The organism is Alicyclobacillus pomorum DSM 14955, assembly GCF_000472905.1.
Lineage (GTDB): Bacteria > Bacillota > Bacilli > Alicyclobacillales > Alicyclobacillaceae > Alicyclobacillus_A > Alicyclobacillus_A pomorum.
The window spans coordinates 95,244-114,872 of sequence record NZ_AXAR01000012.1 but is presented as its reverse complement, the minus strand read 5'-3'; the positions used below and the strand labels follow the sequence as shown (position 1 = coordinate 114,872).

General features: G+C 54.0%; 15 protein-coding genes and 1 other RNA gene. All 16 read right to left on the bottom strand.

Features of this window, described 5'->3' with window-relative positions:
- Nucleotides 1-251 precede the first annotated feature (251 nt).
- Nucleotides 252-619, bottom strand: a transfer-messenger RNA (tmRNA) gene (gene ssrA, locus YWK_RS21540).
- Nucleotides 620-827: 208 nt separating this feature from the next.
- Nucleotides 828-1,295, bottom strand: a complete 468-nt coding sequence (smpB, locus tag YWK_RS0112820) for an SsrA-binding protein SmpB (RefSeq protein WP_026965115.1) — start codon at nucleotides 1,293-1,295, stop codon at nucleotides 828-830.
- 87 nt (nucleotides 1,296-1,382) lie between these two features.
- Nucleotides 1,383-1,727, bottom strand: coding sequence for a hypothetical protein (locus tag YWK_RS0112815; protein ID WP_035466962.1), 345 nt, complete (start codon nucleotides 1,725-1,727; stop codon nucleotides 1,383-1,385).
- 393 nt (nucleotides 1,728-2,120) lie between these two features.
- Nucleotides 2,121-3,824, bottom strand: a complete 1,704-nt coding sequence (locus YWK_RS0112810) for an ABC transporter substrate-binding protein (protein ID WP_026965113.1) — start codon at nucleotides 3,822-3,824, stop codon at nucleotides 2,121-2,123.
- 246 nt (nucleotides 3,825-4,070) lie between these two features.
- On the bottom strand, nucleotides 4,071-5,771 hold the full coding sequence (locus YWK_RS0112805) for an ABC transporter substrate-binding protein (RefSeq protein WP_026965112.1): 1,701 nt from the start codon (nucleotides 5,769-5,771) through the stop codon (nucleotides 4,071-4,073).
- 207 nt (nucleotides 5,772-5,978) lie between these two features.
- Nucleotides 5,979-6,995, bottom strand: coding sequence for an ABC transporter ATP-binding protein (locus tag YWK_RS0112800; protein ID WP_245578608.1), 1,017 nt, complete (start codon nucleotides 6,993-6,995; stop codon nucleotides 5,979-5,981).
- A 4-nt stretch (nucleotides 6,996-6,999) separates the two neighbouring features.
- Entirely contained in the window at nucleotides 7,000-8,028 is a 1,029-nt protein-coding gene (locus tag YWK_RS19860; protein WP_035466961.1) for an ABC transporter ATP-binding protein, read from the bottom strand.
- A complete protein-coding gene (locus YWK_RS0112790; RefSeq protein ID WP_415782816.1) occupies nucleotides 7,995-8,990 on the bottom strand; it encodes an ABC transporter permease in 996 nt (331 codons plus the stop codon). Before YWK_RS0112790 ends, YWK_RS19860 begins: the two co-directional genes overlap by 34 nt.
- Complete coding sequence (locus tag YWK_RS0112785) at nucleotides 8,987-9,958, bottom strand: ABC transporter permease (RefSeq protein ID WP_026965109.1); 972 nt, start codon at nucleotides 9,956-9,958, stop codon at nucleotides 8,987-8,989. The genes YWK_RS0112790 and YWK_RS0112785 overlap by 4 nt, the downstream gene beginning before the upstream one ends.
- A 721-nt stretch (nucleotides 9,959-10,679) precedes the next feature.
- Nucleotides 10,680-13,190, bottom strand: coding sequence for a ribonuclease R (gene rnr, locus YWK_RS0112780; RefSeq protein WP_026965108.1), 2,511 nt, complete (start codon nucleotides 13,188-13,190; stop codon nucleotides 10,680-10,682).
- Nucleotides 13,191-13,290: 100 nt separating this feature from the next.
- Nucleotides 13,291-14,022: an alpha/beta hydrolase gene (locus tag YWK_RS19855; RefSeq protein ID WP_051375568.1), complete on the bottom strand. Its 732-nt coding sequence runs from the start codon at nucleotides 14,020-14,022 to the stop codon at nucleotides 13,291-13,293.
- A 115-nt stretch (nucleotides 14,023-14,137) separates the two neighbouring features.
- Nucleotides 14,138-14,377: a preprotein translocase subunit SecG gene (gene secG / locus YWK_RS0112770; RefSeq protein ID WP_026965107.1), complete on the bottom strand. Its 240-nt coding sequence runs from the start codon at nucleotides 14,375-14,377 to the stop codon at nucleotides 14,138-14,140.
- Nucleotides 14,378-14,679: 302 nt separating this feature from the next.
- Nucleotides 14,680-15,963 (bottom strand): phosphopyruvate hydratase, encoded by a 1,284-nt coding sequence (gene eno, locus YWK_RS0112765; RefSeq protein ID WP_026965106.1) that lies wholly within the window; start codon nucleotides 15,961-15,963, stop codon nucleotides 14,680-14,682.
- A 15-nt stretch (nucleotides 15,964-15,978) separates the two neighbouring features.
- The gene (gene gpmI / locus YWK_RS0112760; protein WP_084453694.1) at nucleotides 15,979-17,562 is read right to left on the bottom strand and encodes a 2,3-bisphosphoglycerate-independent phosphoglycerate mutase; all 1,584 of its coding nucleotides are present in this window, start codon (nucleotides 17,560-17,562) and stop codon (nucleotides 15,979-15,981) included.
- Nucleotides 17,559-18,332 carry a triose-phosphate isomerase gene (tpiA, locus tag YWK_RS0112755; RefSeq protein ID WP_026965104.1) on the bottom strand — a complete coding sequence of 258 codons (774 nt, stop codon included), beginning with the start codon at nucleotides 18,330-18,332 and terminating at the stop codon, nucleotides 17,559-17,561. The genes gpmI and tpiA overlap by 4 nt, the downstream gene beginning before the upstream one ends.
- A gap of 56 nt (nucleotides 18,333-18,388) precedes the next feature.
- Nucleotides 18,389-19,567, bottom strand: a complete 1,179-nt coding sequence (locus YWK_RS0112750) for a phosphoglycerate kinase (RefSeq protein ID WP_026965103.1) — start codon at nucleotides 19,565-19,567, stop codon at nucleotides 18,389-18,391.
- Nucleotides 19,568-19,629 lie beyond the last annotated feature (62 nt).

Sequence of the window (19,629 nt, the reverse complement as noted above, 5' to 3'; positions counted from 1 at the left end):
TAACACCAAGTCATTCTTTGGGTACAAGGAACATCTCGCGATGACTGAAGAAGAAATCATCACGGCAATTGAAGTCACGGGCAAAACGAATGGTACAGCTGATAAATAAAATGCAGCCTTCCTCTTGAGCGAGGAAAGCTGCATTTTTACTGATCTTTCATCCAATAAAGGGATCTGTGTGGGATTAGCAACTACGTTGCTCTTTAAATAACCCCTTTTGCAGTGCTCTCTCTCGGGGTCATTTTTATTTGTGGTGGAGGCGACGGGAGTCGAACCCGCGTCCGAAGACCTCGCTACATGAACTTCTACGGGTGTAGTACATCTATTGTCATGTCCCTGCGGCACGCGGATGCACACGCTTGCGTGCAGGTGAGCTCGTTCAATTCATCGGCGGTCCCCGAGCAAGACCGTCGACTAGCCCGCTAAAGTGACGTTACCAGGTGATCACGGGCCCATCACAAGGTAACGGCCTGGAGCCTAATTAGGCAGCCAGGGCGAGGTTGCTGTTAAAGCTCTTAGCTTTGCCAGTTAATTTAGGTCCGCGTTTTTTACGTGGCCTCGCAGCCCCACGACCCGCCGTTCATGCTCGAACAGTCCCCGTCGAATCCAAAACGCCCCCATGAGGGTGTTTGGAGTCGGAACGTGCATCGAGCACTTCCGGATTTCGTAAACAGCAACCCATTCACAATGTCAACGTACAAAGCAAACTCTTACGCCTTTATGCTACAGCATGTGCAGCGTTTGCGCAATGTATGCTTGCTGCCATCACTGGCAGAGGAATGTAACAGAAACCAGGAAGTCATGACCATGTCGATGTCATGCCGGCGTCAGTACTTTTGTCGCGCCCGCAACGCCCTGTCGATTTCCCGCTGCGCGTCGCGCTTCTTCATGGCCTCACGCTTGTCGTGCAGCTTTTTACCTTTCGCGAGCCCGAGTTCCACTTTGCAGAACCCGTTACGCAGATATAGCTTGGTGGGAACAATGGTGTATCCTTTTTCCCGGGATGCTCCAACCAGCTTTGCGATTTCCTCCTTGTGCAGAAGCAGCTTGCGACTTCGAGTGGGATCATGGTTAAAGCGGTTCCCCTGTTCATATGGGCTCACGTGCATGTTGTGTAGCCAGACCTCGCCGTTCTCCACTTGCGCGTAAGCATCGCGAAGGTTGGCCGATCCGCGCCGAATCGACTTAATTTCGGTGCCGACCAACACAATCCCAGCCTCCAGCGTGTCTTCGATAAAGTAGTCGTGGTAGGCTTTTCGGTTTTGGGCCAACAACTTACCGTCGTGCTTTGCCATGGTTCCACCTCAGCCAGACTATCCCTCGCAGCCTGTCTCACGCGTTGTGCAGCGAGATGGCGCGTACGAGTTATCGTATCACGATTGTCATTTCCCGACAACCCTGTCCCACCACATGCGGGGCCATGAAAAGTAAACAGCAGGAGGGATGGGCTTAACTCCGTCCCTCGTACAAAGTATTTGTTGTATTACTGACGGGTAACCCACCAGTTTTGGATACCGTAGAAGTAACCGTACGGCAAAGACGACCGGCGCCCACTCGGGATTCCAGTGCACCTGGTTCGAGTACGCAATCGGGAGACCGTATTGGTACAGGAACACTTGCGGAAGATCTTGAGACATGACTTGTGCCGCTTGTTGGTAAATTCGCGAACGCTTTTGCTTGTCCAGTGTGGACACGCGTTCTTGCAATAGCTTGTCCACTGCATCCACTTGTGAACACGTCTAAGTTTCCTTATTCATACTGCGGACCGGGCTTTAAGATGACGTGAATGTTGGGCGTCGTCTTCACCGCATTCAAATCCGGAATAGGAACGCCCTCGTTGACGTCCGTGTCGCCCTTGATCGCCGGAGGCCGTGTCTTCAATAAAGAGCGGGTTGGTCGTCACAATGTCGGTGAATGAGGAACAATCAGTGTGCCACCGTCGACCGGCTTTTCGCTGGACGCGTTCTTCCATCCACCGTCTGTGTTTCCGCCAGCGTTAGCGGCCGACCCGCAACCTGCCACAAGCAAACTATATCTTAGAAAGCAGTGGCGCACGTCTGGGCGCACAAAAAAAGAGGGACGGAGTGAACATCCGTCCCCTTGTTGTCCTACCGGACAAATTACTGGTTGTTGTCAACCCACCAATTTTGCATATGGTAGAAGTACCCGTATTGGAGCGATGGCTCTGGTTTGTCCGCGTCGGCCCAATGGACTCTTGAAGAATACCCAAACGGTATACCATATTGATACAGGAAGACCGCTGGCAGGTTTTGAGACAGTTCCTGCGCGAGTTGTTGGTAAATCTTTGCTCGTTGTGCTCTGTCCGTGGTGGTTACGCCCTCTTCGAGCAATTGATCCACTTTGTCATCCTTGTACCAGTACATATTTTGACCGTTCGGCGGGAAGTACTTCGAGCCGTACAGGATGGAAACGTCAGGGTCCACCGACATGACTTCACCCAAGAGGACGGCCTCATATTTACCCGGGTTCAAATAGTTCGCGATAAGTGACGAGAAGTCCAGGGCTTTCGGCGTCGCCTCAATACCTACAGCCTTCAACTCCTGCTGAATCACCGCTGCGACCTGCTCACGACGGCTGTTACCCGTGTTGTACAGGAAGGTAAAGGAGAACCTGTGACCATCTTTTTGGAGGATGCCATCCGGACCTGGCTTCCAACCATCCTCGGTCAAGAGCTCCTTGGCTTTTTGCGGGTCGTAGTTGTACTTTGTAGCCGCGTCGTCAGCACCTGTCCAGCCAATCGGTGGCTTCAGGAATGGCGAACTCAGAGGCTGACCTGCCCCCTTCAGGATGTCCTTCACCATGCTTTGAGTATCCAATGCATATGCAATGGCTTGACGGGTCTTTTCGCCTGTGAAAGGATCAAATCCACCTGGGAAATTAGATGGCTTAAAGTTGAACCCAAAGTATTCAAATTGCGGTCCTGGCGCGTTGATGACGTTGAGCCCCTTGTGTTGCTGCGTTACACTCAGTTGCGTCACCGGAATCCCTTCGTCAAGGTCAACGTCACCCTTTATGTACGCTTGCGTGAGGGTGTTCTGATCTGCGTAAATCTTGTAGATCACCGTTGAAATATGCGGCTTCGGACCCCAGTAGTTTTCATTCTGATCAAATTGTAAGTATTGCTTTTGCTCCCACTTCGTCCACTTCCAAGGGCCGTCTGTGACGGTTTTGGATGGATCTGTACCAAATCCACTCTTTTGCAGGTCTTTGAGCGGAATGTTCTTCAGAATGTGCGCCGGGAGCGCTGGAAAAACGAGATTATACTGAAGCGGCGCGTACACCGATTTCATCGTGATTTGCACCGTATGTTCATCCAGTGCCTTGACATCTTTGACATGGTCAAAGTTGCTCACAATGGCAGAGCCGGAATCCGGATTCGCAGCCGTCTTAATGGTCCATACCACGTCATCTGCCGTAACCGGCTGTCCGTCGCTCCACTTGGCGTTTGGTTTTAATTTGAAGGTGTACGTCAAGCCGCCGTTGCTGACCTGAAGCGGACCTTCCGCCAAAGACCACGGCTCAGCCTTCACGTTTCCAGTACGGTCAATGTCGTAGATGTTCGCAAATATAAAGTTATCAACTTCACCGGACGAGTTGTCCTCGATAAAGAGGGGATTACAGTTTACGATGTCCGACCAGGTGCCAACGGTCAGTGTTCCACCGTCCTTCGGCTGCTCTGAAGTCGCATTGTTCGCATTGTTACCTGATGGGTTGGAACCGCCGCTGTTTCCGCAACCTGCCACAAGCAAACCTGCGATGGACAGGGTGGCGATAGGCAATAACCACTTTCTCGCCTTCCTCACTCTGCATTACCCCTTTTTTTGATAGAGTGATATGTCTTTCAAAAGAAAAGACGGGTTGCCTTTTTGGCTCTAAATTCCCCCTATTTCCTACTCTTTGAATTTTATCTGTTTATATCAAAACGTCAAGTAATATTCAAATAATTCATCTGTTTCGCTATCAACGAAATACATATACGTTAGATACGCTTACGAACCAAAAAGGACGGAGTTTATTGTCTCCGTCCTTCAACCGAATAGACTGCTGAGTTAGTGGGTACCCACCCACCAGTTTTGGATGTGGAACAAGTATCCGTATGGCAGTGCTAAATTGGGCGCATCGTCCGGGGCCCAGTGCACTTTCGAGGAGAAGCCAGTTGGATCTCCGACCTGGTACATAAACACGTAGGGCAGGTCCTGTGTGATCTTTTGAGCAATCTCCTTGTAGACCTCTTTCCGTTTCGCTTGGTCAATGGTTGAATCGCCTTCGACCCACAGTTTGTCAATTTCAGAATTTTGATACCACCCGGCGTTTTGACCGTTGGGTGGGAAGTACTTCGAACTAAAGATGGACTCGGAATCCGGGTCCAGGTTCCATTGCCACCCAATCAGTACCGCTTGAAATTTGCCATGGTTCAGATTCTGATCTATCTCCGCGGAGAAGTCGATTCCCTTTGGTTTGCACTCGATGCCGACATTCTTCAATTCCTGCTGCACGACGGCTGCAACCTGTTGTCGACGACTGTTGTTTGCGTTGTAAATCAATTCAAACGAAAACCGATGGCCGTCCTTTTGCAAGATTCCGTCTGGACCAGATTTCCATCCGTCATCTTGGAGCAACGCCTTTGCCTTGTTTGGGTCGTAGTTGTAATTCGTCGCTGCGTCTCCGGGGTCTGACCATGATCCTGGAAGAAACGGCCCGTTTTGGAGTTTTCCTGTGCCTTTCAAAATCTTGTCAACCATTGCCTGCCGGTTCAAGGCGTAGGCGATGGCCTGCCGCGTTTTGTCGCCTGTGAAGGGATCAAAGTTGTTGGGAAAGTTGCTGGCATTGAAGTTAAAACCGATGTACTCATAACTCGGGCCGGCCCCCGTCAGGAGATGAATTTTGTGCTTGGCCTTGACGGCATCCAGCGCCGTGACGGGCACTTCATCGTCTTCATCCACATCACCCTTCAACAGCCCCTGCAATTCGGTGTTTTGGTCGGCGTAGACCTTACACACAATGTCTTGAATGTGCGGTTTGGGTCCAAAGTAGTTCGGGTCTGCCTCGAACTTCAAGTACTGCTTCTGCTTCCACTCTGTCCATTTCCATGGTCCATCCGACACCGTTTTAGACGGGTCTGTCCCATACGCATTCTTTTGTAACTGCTTTGCCGGCACGTCTTTGAGAATATGCGCAGGCAACACAGGTGCCCAAAGTGCGTTGAGCGCGAATGGCGCGTATACGTGCTTCATGTCGATTTCAACCGTATTGTCGTCCAGCTTTTTGACTTCCTTGACCGGGTCGTAGTTGGTGATGCCAGGAGAGCCAACATCAGGATTTTTCAGCGCGTTGATGGTAAAGACGACGTCGTCAGCGGTGACCGGTTGCCCATCGCTCCACTTCGCATTCTTTCTTAGATGGATTGTGTATCTCAACCCATCATCGCTCACGTTGAGGGGCTGGTCTGCCAAAGAATACGCATCGTTTACAAGATTTCCCTTCCTGTCGATGCTATAAATGGGAGAGTAGATGAACTGTTCACAATCCCCTGACGGTACGTCGTTGGTGAACAGTGGATTTAAAGTGACGATGTCCGACGAGACGGAGAACGTGAACGTTCCACCGTCTACAGGTTGTCCCGCCAATGCGCTGTTCGTTTCATTCGCGGCCGCGTTGTGCGCCGGTCTCCCATTGCCATACCCAACAAGCAGGGTACCCGCTAGAGTCATCACTGCAATAGGATAAATGACCTTATGAGTTCCTTTCACCTAACATGCCCCCCTGTAATGTACGACGCCTTTGTCGCCTCCACCAACGTGTATCCATTCGATTCTATCGTTTATGTATATTTATATTTATTCGTCATTTGATATGTTATGTCGTAGAATCAAAACTCGTAGACGCACTGTACCCAAAAAAGCCACCATCCGATTGCGGATGGTGGCTTCTCCTAACAATCTCGCAAAACTCAAGAACTACTCGAGCGGAAAGTGGCACGCGACGAGGCGGCCATCGTCGACGGCGCGCAGTTCCGGCTGTTCCAGCCTGCACCGCTCCTGCGCAAACGGACACCGCGTATGAAAGCGACAGCCCGATGGCGGGTTCGCCGGTGACGGCACGTCGCCCTGCAGCACAATGCGCTCACGCTTTCGTCCCAGTTCCGGGCGTGGAATCGCGGACATCAGCGCAGCTGTGTACGGGTGCAGTGGATGCCGAAACAGTTCATCCGTCTCCGCCACCTCCACCATCTTCCCTAAGTACATCACGCCGACCCGATCCGAAATGTGACGCACGACGTTCAGTCCGTGCGCGATGAACAAGTACGTGAGCCCCAGTTCCCGCTGCAGTCGCATGAGCAGGTTCAGCACCTGGGATTGGACAGATACGTCGAGTGCTGAGACGGCCTCGTCCAACACGACAAACTTCGGATTGAGCGCAATGGCCCGCGCTATGCCGATACGCTGGCGCTGCCCACCGGAGAATTCATGCGGATACCGACCGCGCCGAGAGGGGTCCAGTCCCACCGTGCGCAGCAATTCTACCACGCGTTCGTCGATTTGCTTGTTGTTCATCTGTGTGTGCACTTTCAGCGGCTCTCCGATGATATCCCGCACGGTGAAGCGCGGGTTCAAAGATCCGTACGGATCTTGGAAGACAATCTGCATTTTCTTGCGCAGATTCCGCAGTTGACCGCCAGACATCTTCAGGATATCCTGGCCTTCAAACAGAATCTGCCCAGCTGTCGCGGATTGCAGTTGGAGCATGACCCGCGCCAACGTCGATTTGCCACATCCAGACTCCCCAACCAGGCCGAAACACTCACCGGGGCGAATGCCGAACGACACGTCGTCCACCGCGTGCACGTTCCCTACCGTGCGACTCAGCAACCCTTTCTTAATCGGGAAGTACTTCTTCACGTGCTTTGCTTCAATGAGATACTCACCACTGTCCCCCCGTTGTTTGGTGAGCACTTCCTGTGCTCGCTGACTCACGGCGTCACTCCCCCTTTCCGGATACAATCACCGCGCCCTGTTCCTTCGCCTTTAGCGCCACTTCCTCTGCATACCAGCACGCAGCGCGGCGACCACTGCCTATCTCGAGCAGCGAGGGTTCTTCAGCACGGCACTTGTCCGTCGCAAACGGGCAACGCGGGTGGAACCGGCAACCTGTGGGCAGGTTGGCTAAGCTCGGAATGGAGCCTTTGATGGTGTACAACTCCGTACCGCGCTGTCCTTCAAAGCCCGGGATGGAGTTCAGTAACCCAATCGTGTAAGGGTGGTGCGGTTGAGAGAAGATCTCTTCCACGGTACCTTCTTCGACAATCGTGCCTGCGTACATGACCGCGATTCTGTCCGCCATCTCTGCGGCAACGCCCATGTCGTGAGTGATGAGCAGAATAGACGTATGCAGTTCCGACTGCAGTTCGCGGAGCAAGTCCAAAATCTGCGCCTGAACCGTGACGTCGAGCGCCGTCGTGGGCTCGTCGGCAATGACCAGTTCCGGCCGGCACACGAGCGCCATCGCAATGACCACGCGTTGACACATCCCACCGGACATTTCGTGCGGATACTGCTTCGCGCGAATTTCTGGCTCAGGAATCCCAACCTTCCGCAGCATCTCAACGGCTTTGCGTTGTGCTTCTTCCTTCGACATGCCTTTGTGCAAACGGAGGGTTTCCGCAATCTGGTCACCAACGGTAAACACCGGATTCAGGGCGTTCATCGGTTCCTGAAAGATCATCGCAATTTTGCTGCCGCGGATCTTGCGCATGTCCTCCTGGCTCTTCTTGACCAGGTCTTCGCCGTGAAACAGTATCTCGCCTTCCAGGACAATCCCGCCGTCGTAATCGCTCAGCCGCATGACGTTCAAAGACGTCACACTTTTGCCGCTGCCAGATTCCCCGACGAGGCACACGACTTGGCCCTTCTCGATGGTGATGGACACACCGTCCAACGCTTTGACAATGCCACTTTCTGTGACAAACCCCGTCTTCAGATTCCGGATTTCGAGAATCGGTTCCGCCATTTTTTCAGCCTCCTCCGGGAAATCTTGACTTTCGTGCGCGGGTCAATGGCATCGCGCAGACTGTCACCGATAAAGTTGATGGACAGCACCACCAGCAGGATGCACAGACCTGGATAGACCGCTTCCATCGGATTGGTCAACATGAATTCCTGCGCGTTGTTCAACATCAAGCCCCAGCTTGTCTGCGGCGGCTGTACGCCAAGTCCCAAATAAGACAACGCGGACTCCGTCAAGATGGCGTTACCGATTTGCAAAGTGGCATTGACAATAATCGGAGCGGTTGCGTTCCGAATCAGATGCTTTGTGATGATACTCCAGTTGCTCACACCAATGGCTCTCGCTGCCTGCACGTACTGCATCTCACGCAGTTGCAGGAATGTCCCGCGTACGAGACGCGCGACGCCCATCCAACTCGTGAGTGACAAGATGGTAATCATCAACCAGAAGCCAGATCCAAACAACGACAATACAAGGATGTTCAGGAAGAGAGCAGGAATCGAATTCATCACGTCGACCAAGCGCATGAGCACCATGTCCACCCAGCCGCCGAAATAGCCAGCGACAGCGCCAATCAAGGTCCCGAGGACGACGGCGCAGAACGCGACGCAGAAGCCCACGATGAGCGATACACGACCGCCGTAGAGCAACCGGGCAAATACATCGCGCCCAATTTCGTCCGTACCAAGCAAGTGTCCGTCGGTTCCCGGAGGCACGCTGGCGTTCATCATATCGATGGCCGCCGGTTTAAAATGGGTGAACAGCGGCGCAAATGCGCACATCACAACGAAGATAGCAAGAATGATGGCGCCGAAAATTGCAAACGGATTGCTCACAAACTTGCGTACGGCAATTTTGGTGAGACTGGTCGGCGGTGCAGCGGAACCTTCCGCGGAAAAATCCATTTTCGTCGGATCAAGCTGTGCCGTTTCCACGACGTCTGTTGAAACAGGTGTTTGACTCACGCCGCAGTGCCTCCCTTCTTACCCAATTGCACGCGTGGATCCACGATGGCGTACAGAATGTCCGCCAATAGGTTACCGATGACAACAAATACCGCACCGAGCATGGTAATGGCCATCAACACCGCGTATTCCCGGGCAAACGCCATTTCTACGAACAATCGCCCCATGCCTGGCCAATTAAATACGTTCTCCGTGAGGGCGGCGCCACTCACGAGGTTTGGGAGGTCGAGACCGAGCACCGTGATAATCGGAATCAGTGCATTTCGCAAGGCGTGCCGATATATGACGTGCTTTTCCGGCGCACCTTTCGCTCGAGCGGTACGCACATAGTCCATGTGCAGGACTTCCAACATACTGGCTCGCGAGTATTTCAGATAAGAGGCGAGGAACACCAGGACCAACACACATACTGGCAGTATCAAGTGCCAGATTAGGTCGCCGATGTTTCCTTGTTTGTTCATAGAGTACATATCCGACAGCGGGAACCAGTTCAAATCCAGAGAGAGGAACTCCTGAAGCAAGATACCGAACCAAAAGGCTGGCATCGCAAACCCAAGGTAGGCGAGTACAGTCGAAATGTTATCGGAAATGCCATACGTACGAGTGCTGTTATAAATCCCCCAGGGAATCGCAATCAAGAGCGACAGAACCCACGCAACCCCCATCAAAATCAGTGTGTTGCCGACGGTCGGCCAGAGAATCTGTCCCACCGGCACGTGGTTCTTGTACGTATACCCGAGGTTGCCGTGCAATAATTGACCAAGCCAGTGCAGATATTGAATTGGCATGGGGTCAAGCAGTCCCGCATTTTTCTCTTGCGCTAAAATCGCTTGTTGTGAACCGCCCTTGGGCAGCATAACCATCAGCGGTCCGCCTGGAGCCGCATGCATCAGCGCGAAGGAAATGACACTGACGAGGAAGAGTACCAGAACCGACTGTACCGCACGGCGAATGAGATACTCTGTCATGTTTCAACCTCCCTGAACCGAAGGATTGTGGGTGGATACCTTGTCCCCCCACAAAATCCACAACAACTTCGTTCTCTGTGTACATAGACCTTATCTGCTGACTCGCAAGCGTTCAGTGGGCACACCCATCCACGCCTGTCGACGTAAACCAATCCATATACGCGTCACAGACGTGTGCAGTCAACCTCACTGGCCAAACCGAGAAAGATTTATACGATGAATCTGAATAGTATCTCTATCTTTGCGAGAGTGTATCCTGACGCGTACCAAAGCCCGATAAACACTATCCTGTCACCATATATCTAGATTGAAAGGCCACGTCCCAGGTGAAATCGGGTGGCCTACTCCACTTCGCATTGCGCGATGACCGCGTTACATCCGTGCTCCTTTCGACGAAGCCCCGCTGAAGAGACTCGCGCATGCCTATTCTCTTTCTCTCGTCTTTCTATCATGCCTCAAGCAAGGTCTCGTAGGTGTGCTACCGCTGTCGGCTCTCCCCCCCTTTTTACTATACCGAGATTGTCTCCATTTTACTTTGAAAAGTCAAGATACACGCCCTTTTCTGTAAAGTTTCGATATGTGAAATCAGAGTCACTCGACCGGAACATGATTTCGGAAACAGGAAGAGTTCGGTCCGTGTCCACACGACGTCCCGAACTCTTCCAAAGTATAGTTTCAACGATAGCCTCAGCATGGTCTTGATTGGGAGTAGATTGACTTCCTACCAAGACTTTTCCGCTCCCCGGCGGCCTTTGGATTTCGCCTTTTTGGCGGCTTGCACTCCGCCTTTGGCGAATTTTCCTCGACGGCGTTTCCCACTGCGACTATCACCGGAATATCCATCCCTTGCCGGCACCGCAACTGCGTCACCTCGAGTCCCCATTTTGCGACGCGACCGCCCACCCTTACGTCCGGATGGTACTGAACCCGCACTTCCGAAACTGGAACGGGTCCCATCTCCGAGGTCACCGCGATACCGTGTCCCCTTCGTCTTTCTCTCGCGTGCCAAGGCTTGGCGTTGCGCAATTTGCCGACGCCGATCCGCGGGCGACAAATCCTCGTCGTAGACGACCGTGTCTACGCCAGATTCGGACACCATGGTACCTTCCCGTTGATGTGCAATCAGCTCGAAGTCAATGGTCAGGTCTTCTTTATTCGCACCGCTCACGGCAATGCGAACCGGATCTCCCAAGCGGAATACGCGTCGCGTGCGCTCGCCAACCAGCGCCATCTGCTTCTCGTTGAGTACGTAGTAATCGTCTGTCAGATAGCTGATGTGGATGAGTCCCTCCACACCGTTGGTCAGTTGAACAAACAGCCCGAACTGTGTGACACCACTGATGATACCGTCAAACTCTTCACCCAGGTGTTCCAGCATGTACTCGACCATTTTCAACTGGTCGCACTCTCGTTCCGCGTCTTGCGCAATCCGTTCACGCTCGCTGGCATGCGCTGCCCCCTCAGCGACAAACTCTCGGAGTTGGGACAGCCTGTCTTCTGTGATGGAGCCTTGCAGCACCTCGCGAATAATTCGATGAATCATGAGGTCCGGATATCGGCGAATCGGCGAAGTAAAATGTGTGTAATACTTTGCCGCGAGGCCGAAGTGACCGACGCATTCCGGCGAGTACCTGGCCTGTCGCATGGAACGGAGCATCAACGTCGAGATGACGCGTTCCTCTCGCTTGCCTTTGACCTCTTCTAGTATTTGCTGCAGCGAACGCGGATGAACCTTGTTGTTGGCACCTTTCACGTGATAACCAAAGTTATGGATAAACGCGTTGAACTCCATCATCCGCGTGATATCTGGTTCTTCGTGAATCCGGTAGACAAATGGTACTTCCAGCCAAAAGAAGTGTTCAGCAACCGTTTCATTGGCAGCCAACATGAACTCTTCAATGATTCGTTCAGCGATGGTACGCTGTCGCTGTACGATATCCACGGGATGTCCCACCTCGTCCACCACGACTTTGACTTCGTCGAAGTCAAAGTCCACCGCACCTCGGTCCATGCGGTTGCGCCGCAAGATGAGTGCGAGCTCCTCCATCAGTCGAAACATCGGGACGAGCGATTGGTAGCGCGCTATCACATCCGGATCGTGATCCACCAGAATCCTTTTGACATTGTTATAGGTCATCCGTTCCGTTGTACGAATGACGCTCGGGTATATGTCGTGCCGGAGGAGTTCTCCGTCCGGTGTAAATTCCATTTCGCAAGACATCGTCAACCGGTCCACTTTGGGATTGAGAGAACAAATGTTGTTCGACAGTCGTTGCGGCAGCATCGGAATGACTCTATCCACAAGATAGACGCTGGTACCGCGCTTGTACGCCTCCTTGTCAAGGGCGCTGCCTTCCCGGACGTAGTAGCCGACGTCGGCAATATGTACCCCGAGGAGATAATTGCCATTGTCCAGTCGTTTGACATGTACCGCGTCGTCCAGGTCCTTCGCGTCCTCGCCGTCGATGGTAACAATCACCTCAGCGCGGAGATCCCTGCGCCCGCGCAAGTCTTCTGAGGTCAGTTCCGCCGAAATGGCTTCCGCCTCCGCGAAAACCTGCTCCGGAAAGGCTTCGGGTAAACCATACTTGCGGACCACTGCCAGGATGTCTATCCCTGGCGTATCCGGGTGGCCCAACACTTCAACCACTTTGCCTTCAGGTCCCCGTGTGGCGGTGGGGAACGAAGTGATTTCCGCCACCACGACATAGCCGTCATGCGCATTCATTGTGTCGTCTTTAGGTACAAATACATCCTGGGTAAAACGCTTGTCCAACGGTGTGACAAACGCGTGGTCGCGGTAGTTGCTCAATTTGCCCACAATTCGCTGTGCGCCGCGTTCGAGGATGCGGACAATTTTCCCTTCCCGGCGCGGGCCAGACGTGGATTTCTCAGCGCGAGCGAGTACTTTGTCGCCGCTCATCGCACCATTCAAATCGCCGGCCGGTACATACAGATCTGGCATACCAGGAACATCCGGAATGACAAATCCATATCCGCGGGCCTTCATTTGCAGGCGCCCCACGACGAGATTCATCCGTTCCGGCACACCGTACCTGTCGGTCCGCGTGCGAACAATCTCGCCTTTCTCCTCCATGTCGTTGAGCAATTTCAGAAACGCTCGAAAGTCATCGGCGGACGTAAGATGAAATACCTCAAGCAACTCGTGTACAGTCAGCGGTCGGTACGCGTCGTGTTGCATGTATTCTAAAATCTCTTGTCTATCCACCATCGCATTCACCTCGCCCTTCTCCGATGGGGTAGCTTCCTCCCTAGTATGATCCGGCGCACACTGACGTAATCGTATGGCACTGGCCTCTGGTCGCTGACGTTTAGGCGTGGTGTTGCACCGAACTGTAGTCACCGGATTGATGGAGACCAGACAAGAACTTCAGCACCAGCTGATTGACGGTCTCACATTCCGCGCCGTGGCAAATGAGGTGAGTAGACTGCGACAGAAAGTGTAACTCCTTCAACTCAGACGCCGCCTTCGTGCACACGTAGGAAGCACTGCGAGGTTCGACAATCTCATCTTTTTCGCCCTGGATGACACAGAGTGGCGCACGAATATCTGGTAGCGCAGCCTTTCCGAGCTGCACCATCCGCCGAAACTGTTTTACACTTGAAAGCGGTGTGTTGGATACCTTGTCAATCCGTTTACGCAACGCGGTGGCATTGAACTCTCGACCAGCCCACGATTCCTTGATGACCCCTGCAATTTGCCGAAACATCTGCCGCGGGCCAACGTAAAAGACAGCAGGAGACAGCATGGTGATGGAGGCCACAGGAAACTTCGCCGCCAACACCGCGCATACCATGGCGCCCATGGAAAAGCCGACGAGGTGAACCGGCCCGTTGGCGATGGCCGTTTCGACAATCGGCTGTACGCTTTGAATCCACGAAGAAGCTGTCGCCCCTCGCAAATCTTCGCTCGTAGGCCCATGGCCGTACAGGACGGGAACGGACACCTCGTATCCGGCGTCCCGCAAAGCGTCCGCCAAAGGTTCCAATTCTTCGGGTGAACCGGTGAATCCGTGTACAAGTACGCAATGTTCTTTGTCCACGCGCGTCCTCCTCCCTGCACGCCTTCGGATCCGAGGCTGCTGAAACTACACACCTGCACACTTTTCCAGCGTTAAAACAAAAAGTGCCGTCTGCAGACGGCACAACCATTGCGCATCACAGATGATGCACACTCAAGTATGCAATCAACAAGGTCACAAGAAAAAACAACGTGGCGATAACCACCGTGACTTTCGCCAGCAACGAGTCCAGTCCACGCGCGCGGCGGTTGACCATTTGGTCGGACCCCCCTGCAATGACGCCGGACAGACCGGCACTACGCCCGGACTGCAGTAAGACGACCAAAATTAAGAGCACGGATAAAATCGCCAAAATCACTTTTGCAGCAGCGAGCATTCGCTTCACCTCCACTCGCGCTTGTCCGCCAAACCGTACCTACATTGCCATATGTACGTCTGTGACGCAATATGTCTGAAGGGATAGGAGCGATTTGCAAATTCCACGAGCGTGGTTTCGCGCGACCCGAATTGAATCGGTTGCGGTTTGCACATCGCTGGGATACAAGAACTCTGTCGAACAAAGTCTAGCATGAAATCCATGGATCGACAAACAACAATTTTGTACAGTCGCAGGATACTCGCCTCTCATGAAAGAAGGGCCGGAGCTACACTCCGGCCCGGCTCAACGAGACTTGACCTTTATTTGGAATGTCCAAACAACACGTTACCGGCGTACACAGCGGCACTACCCAGCGACTCTTCAATCCGAAGCAACTGATTGTACTTCGCCACTCGGTCCGTACGGCTTGGCGCACCGGTCTTGATCTGTCCAGCGTTGGTCGCGACCGCGATGTCGGCGATGGTGACGTCTTCCGTCTCCCCAGATCTGTGCGAGATGATGGAATTGTACCGCGCCGTTTTCGCCATTTCCACGCCGGCGAACGTTTCGGTCAACGTGCCGATTTGGTTCACCTTGACGAGAATCGCGTTACCCACACCGCGTTGGATGCCCTGTGCGAGACGTTGTGTGTTTGTCACGAACAAATCGTCGCCGACCAACTGCAGGCGATGACCCAGTGCCTGGGTGAGGGCTTCCCAGCCTTCCCAGTCATCTTCGGCCAATCCATCTTCAATCGACACAATGGGGTACTTCTCCGCCAGCGACTCGTAGTAGCGAATCAATTCATCCACTGTGCGGGTGACGCCCTCCCCTTCAAACACGTACTTTCCACCGTGGAACAACTCGGTGGAAGCCACGTCGAGGGCAATGGATACCTGTTGGCCTGGTGTGTATCCAGCTTCCTCAATCGCCTGCACAATGATGGCTATCGCGTCTTCGTTGGTCTTCAAGTTCGGGGCAAAGCCACCTTCATCACCGACCGTGGTTGCTAAGTCGCGCTTTTTCAAAACCGATTTCAGGCTGTGAAACACCTCGGCACCCATGCGCAACGCTTCTTTAAACGTGGGAGCGCCGTGCGGCACCACCATGAACTCCTGGATGTCCACCGTGTTGTCCGCGTGTTTACCGCCGTTGAGGATGTTCATCATCGGCACGGGAAGCATGCGTGCGTTGAACCCACCGAGATGACGGTACAGAGGAATCCCTAACTCTGCAGCAGCGGCTTTGGCAACCGCCATTGACACGCCGAGAATGGCGTTGGCGCCGAGCTTGCCCTTGTTCGGCGTACCATCCAGCTCAATCAGCTTCTGGTCAATTTCGACCAAGTCGTTCGCGTCTTCCCCAATCAGCTCAGGCCCAATGACTTCGATGACGTTCTGGACAGCCTTGCGAACGCCCTTGCCCAGATACCTTTTCTTATCGCCGTCACGCAGTTCCACGGCTTCGTGCGCCCCGGTGGAAGCGCCAGACGGTACGATGGCCCGGCCGACGGCGCCGGAGTCCAGCTCCACTTCCACTTCCACTGTGGGGTTTCCGCGAGAATCCAGTACTTCTCTGGCATGCACGTCAAAAATCTCAGACATTCAGATCACCCTCCATTACGCTTCAATCAAAGACTGTCCTGTCATTTCTGCAGGCTTCGGCACGCCGAGTAAAGCCAACATGGTCGGCGCGAGGTCGGCGAGAATGCCGTCTTTCACTTTGTACCCAGTGCGAGTGACAACGAAAGGTACACGGCTCAGTGTATGGGTGGTGCAAGGTTCACCTGTTTCCGGATCAATCATAATATCTGCATTTCCATGATCTGCCGTCACGAGTGCGACGCCGTTCATCTGGTGAATTGCGTCCAGCACCTTGCCGAGGCATTCGTCGACCGCCTCAATGGCCTTGATGGCAGCCTCCAAGCTTCCCGTGTGACCCACCATGTCAGGGTTCGCGAAGTTCAAGATGACCGCGTCAATTTCTCCGGACAAGATCCGCTCGACCGCCGCGTCGGCCACTTGATACGCGCTCATTTCGGGCTTGAGATCGTACGTGGCGACTTTCGGCGACGGAATCAGCACGCGCTGTTCGCCGGGGAATGGTTCCTCCCGTCCGCCGGACATGAAAAACGTCACATGCGGATATTTCTCCGTTTCTGCGATGCGCAACTGAGTCAATCCGTGCTGCGACAGCACTTCTCCCAATGTATTGTCGAGGTTGGTCGGCGCATACGCCACGTAGCCTCCGACCGTGTCACTGAACTTCGTCATGCACACGTAATGTACGCGCGGAAACTTCGGACCACGGTCAAATTCGCGGAAATCTTCGTTCGTAAAAACGCGTGACAGCTGAATGGCGCGGTCCGGTCGGAAGTTGAAGAAGATGACTGAGTCTCCGTCCTGAACCAGTCCCACCGGCTGACCGGACTCGTCTACCATGACCGTGGGAATTACGAATTCGTCCGTGACGCTCTTTGCGTAACTATCCTTCAATGCCTGGACCGGATCTGTCGCGTGAGGGCCTTCCCCGTAAACCATCGCTCGGTACGACTTCTCCGTGCGCTCCCAACGGTTATCCCTGTCCATCGCGTAGTAACGGCCTTGCACGGTTGCGATTTGCCCAATGCCAAGTTCCTTCATGCGGTCCAGCACGCGCTGAATGTCTTTCACTCCACTCGTCGGTGCCACATCGCGGCCGTCGGCAAACGCGTGGACAAACACCTTCTGCAGTCCCATACGCTTCGCCATGTCCAGCAGGGCCAACAGATGGTTGATATGACTGTGCACGCCGCCGTCCGACACAAGACCCGCGAGGTGCAGCTGGGTTCCGCTGGACAAAGCATGCTGCATCGCTTCTTTCAACACGGGGTTCTCGTAGAACTTCCCAGACTCAATGTCCAAATTGATGCGAGTCAAGTCCTGGTAGAGAATGCGACCCGCACCGATATTGGAGTGTCCCACTTCGGAGTTCCCGAATTGACCTTTTGGCAGCCCAACGGCTTCTTCACTGGCTTTCAGTGTGGAATGCGGGTACTCGGCCCAAATTTTATCGAAGTTCGGTTTCCGAGCCTGTGCCACCGCATTGCCGTACGTCTCCTCTCGCAACCCAAACCCATCGAGAATGATGAGGGCGACCGGTCCGGAGCCGGATGGAATCGGTTTTCGTTGAAATGCCGATGTTTTTGTACCCTGTGTGCTCATGATTGCTCACCTCCTGCCATGGCCTGTGCCATCGCAACAAACGACTCTACTTCAAGACTGGCGCCACCGACAAGCGCACCATCAATGTTGGGTTGCGCCACAAACCCAGCAATATTGTTGGGCTTGACACTTCCGCCATAGAGAATCCGGATCTGCTTGGCTGTTTCTTGCCCTTTCGTATCGGACACCACGCGCCGGATGTGAGCAATGACCTCCTCTGCCTGTTCAGGGGAAGGCGTCATACCACTGCCAATCGCCCACACCGGTTCATACGCGATGACCGCTGTCGCGACTTGCTCGCCGGTCAAATCCGACAACCCAGACATCGTCTGCCGTTCAACGACCGACATGGTTTCATTTTGTTCTCGCTGGCGAAGGTCTTCTCCGACGCACAGGATGGGCGTCAAACCGGAAGCGACAGCGGTGTGAACTTTCTGTCGCACCCACTCGTCCGACTCACCGAAGAGATTGCGTCGCTCTGAGTGCCCGACAATCACGTAGCGAGCCCCCAATTCCCGCACCATCTCCGCCGACACTTCCCCGGTGAACGCGCCTTGTTGTTCAAAGTAAATGTTTTGAGCGCCTAGTGCTACCTTTGTAGGCAACACGACGCGCAACGTTTGCAGCGCTGTTACAGGCGGGCAAATCGCATAGTCCAGACTGTCCGCCAACAGGTGTGCGCTGCGTCCCAGTTGCTCTGCAAACGCCCGCGCTTCGGCCACCGTCTTGTACATCTTCCAGTTGCCGATGAGCATTTTCCGCCGCGTCATGCGCATTCCTCCCGTTGCCGATGGATTCGTTCCAACAAGTTTCGAGCGCCCTTCCATCACTTGTCCTGCAACGCAACCACACCGGGCAGTTGCTTGCCTTCGAGGAACTCCAGTGACGCGCCGCCCCCGGTGGAAACGTGCGTCATCCGACCCGCGAGCCCAGACTGTTCCACGGCAGCGACCGAATCACCGCCCCCGACGATGGTCGTTCCCTGTACGTCCGCCATCGCTTCCGCAATCGCAAGCGTACCCTTGGCAAACGGGGTCAGTTCAAACACGCCCATCGGCCCATTCCAAATGACCGTCTTCGCACTGCGAATGATCTCTTGATAGCGTTTCGCCGTATCCGGCCCGATATCGAGCGCCATTCGGTCGTTCGGCAGCGACGTCACTGCATACACCGCTGCATCCGCGTCTGCGGCAAACTTGTCCGCCGCCACGACGTCGGTTGGAAGGTGCAGTTTCTCCGCACCCGGGCGTTCCAACAACTGCTTTGCAACATCCTTCGCCTCCACTTCCACGAGCGACGTACCCATCTCATGTCCTTGGACGGCGAGGAAGGTGTTGGCCATACCCCCACCAATCAAGAGCGCATCCACCTTGGGCAGCAGATTCTCAATGACTTTGATTTTGTCAGATATTTTGGCTCCGCCGATAATGGCTACGAACGGTCGATCCGGTTCCTGGAGCGCCCTTCCCATCACATCGATTTCCTTTTCCATTAAGAAACCAGCGACCGCTGGCAAGTACTTAGCGACCCCCGCGGTGGACGCATGTGCCCGATGCGCTGTACCGAACGCGTCATTGACATACACGTCACCGAGCTTACTCAGCTGCTTCGCAAAGTCTGGGTCATTCTTCTCCTCTTCCGCATGGAATCGAAGGTTTTCCAAAACGACCACTTCGCCGGGCTGTGCGTCCGACACCACGCGCCGGGCAGATTCGCCGATGCAGTCGTCAGCAAAGTGAACCTTCGTCCCCGCTAAGAGGTCGCGCAAATGTGCCGCTACGGGTTCGAGCGTGTAGCTTAGATTCCGTTCCCCTTTGGGGCGCCCAAGGTGGCTCATCAAAATCACCGTGGCTCCCTGCTCTATCAAATATGTAATGGTTGGAAGCGCCGCACGCATACGTGTGTCGTCCGTGATGGCGCCGTCTTTCATTGGGACGTTGAAATCCACTCGGACGAGCGCGCGCTGGCCGTTCCATTCCATATCGCGAATGGTTTTCTTGTTCATGAGCCTCCTCCTTGGCAACTCGGATGATCTCGCTTAGAAAAGGGGAGAATGTTGCGTTTCAT

Coding starts and splice junctions, on each gene's coding strand:
- smpB (WP_026965115.1), bottom strand. CDS start 1,295: ATGGCAAAGCACGACGGTAAGTTGTTGGCCCAAAACCGAAAAGCCTAC.
- YWK_RS19860 (WP_035466961.1), bottom strand. CDS start 8,028: ATGGCGGAACCGATTCTCGAAATCCGGAATCTGAAGACGGGGTTTGTC.
- YWK_RS0112785 (WP_026965109.1), bottom strand. CDS start 9,958: ATGACAGAGTATCTCATTCGCCGTGCGGTACAGTCGGTTCTGGTACTC.
- rnr (WP_026965108.1), bottom strand. CDS start 13,190: ATGGTGGATAGACAAGAGATTTTAGAATACATGCAACACGACGCGTAC.
- secG (WP_026965107.1), bottom strand. CDS start 14,377: ATGCTCGCTGCTGCAAAAGTGATTTTGGCGATTTTATCCGTGCTCTTA.
- eno (WP_026965106.1), bottom strand. CDS start 15,963: ATGTCTGAGATTTTTGACGTGCATGCCAGAGAAGTACTGGATTCTCGC.
- gpmI (WP_084453694.1), bottom strand. CDS start 17,562: ATGAGCACACAGGGTACAAAAACATCGGCATTTCAACGAAAACCGATT.
- tpiA (WP_026965104.1), bottom strand. CDS start 18,332: ATGACGCGGCGGAAAATGCTCATCGGCAACTGGAAGATGTACAAGACG.
- YWK_RS0112750 (WP_026965103.1), bottom strand. CDS start 19,567: ATGAACAAGAAAACCATTCGCGATATGGAATGGAACGGCCAGCGCGCG.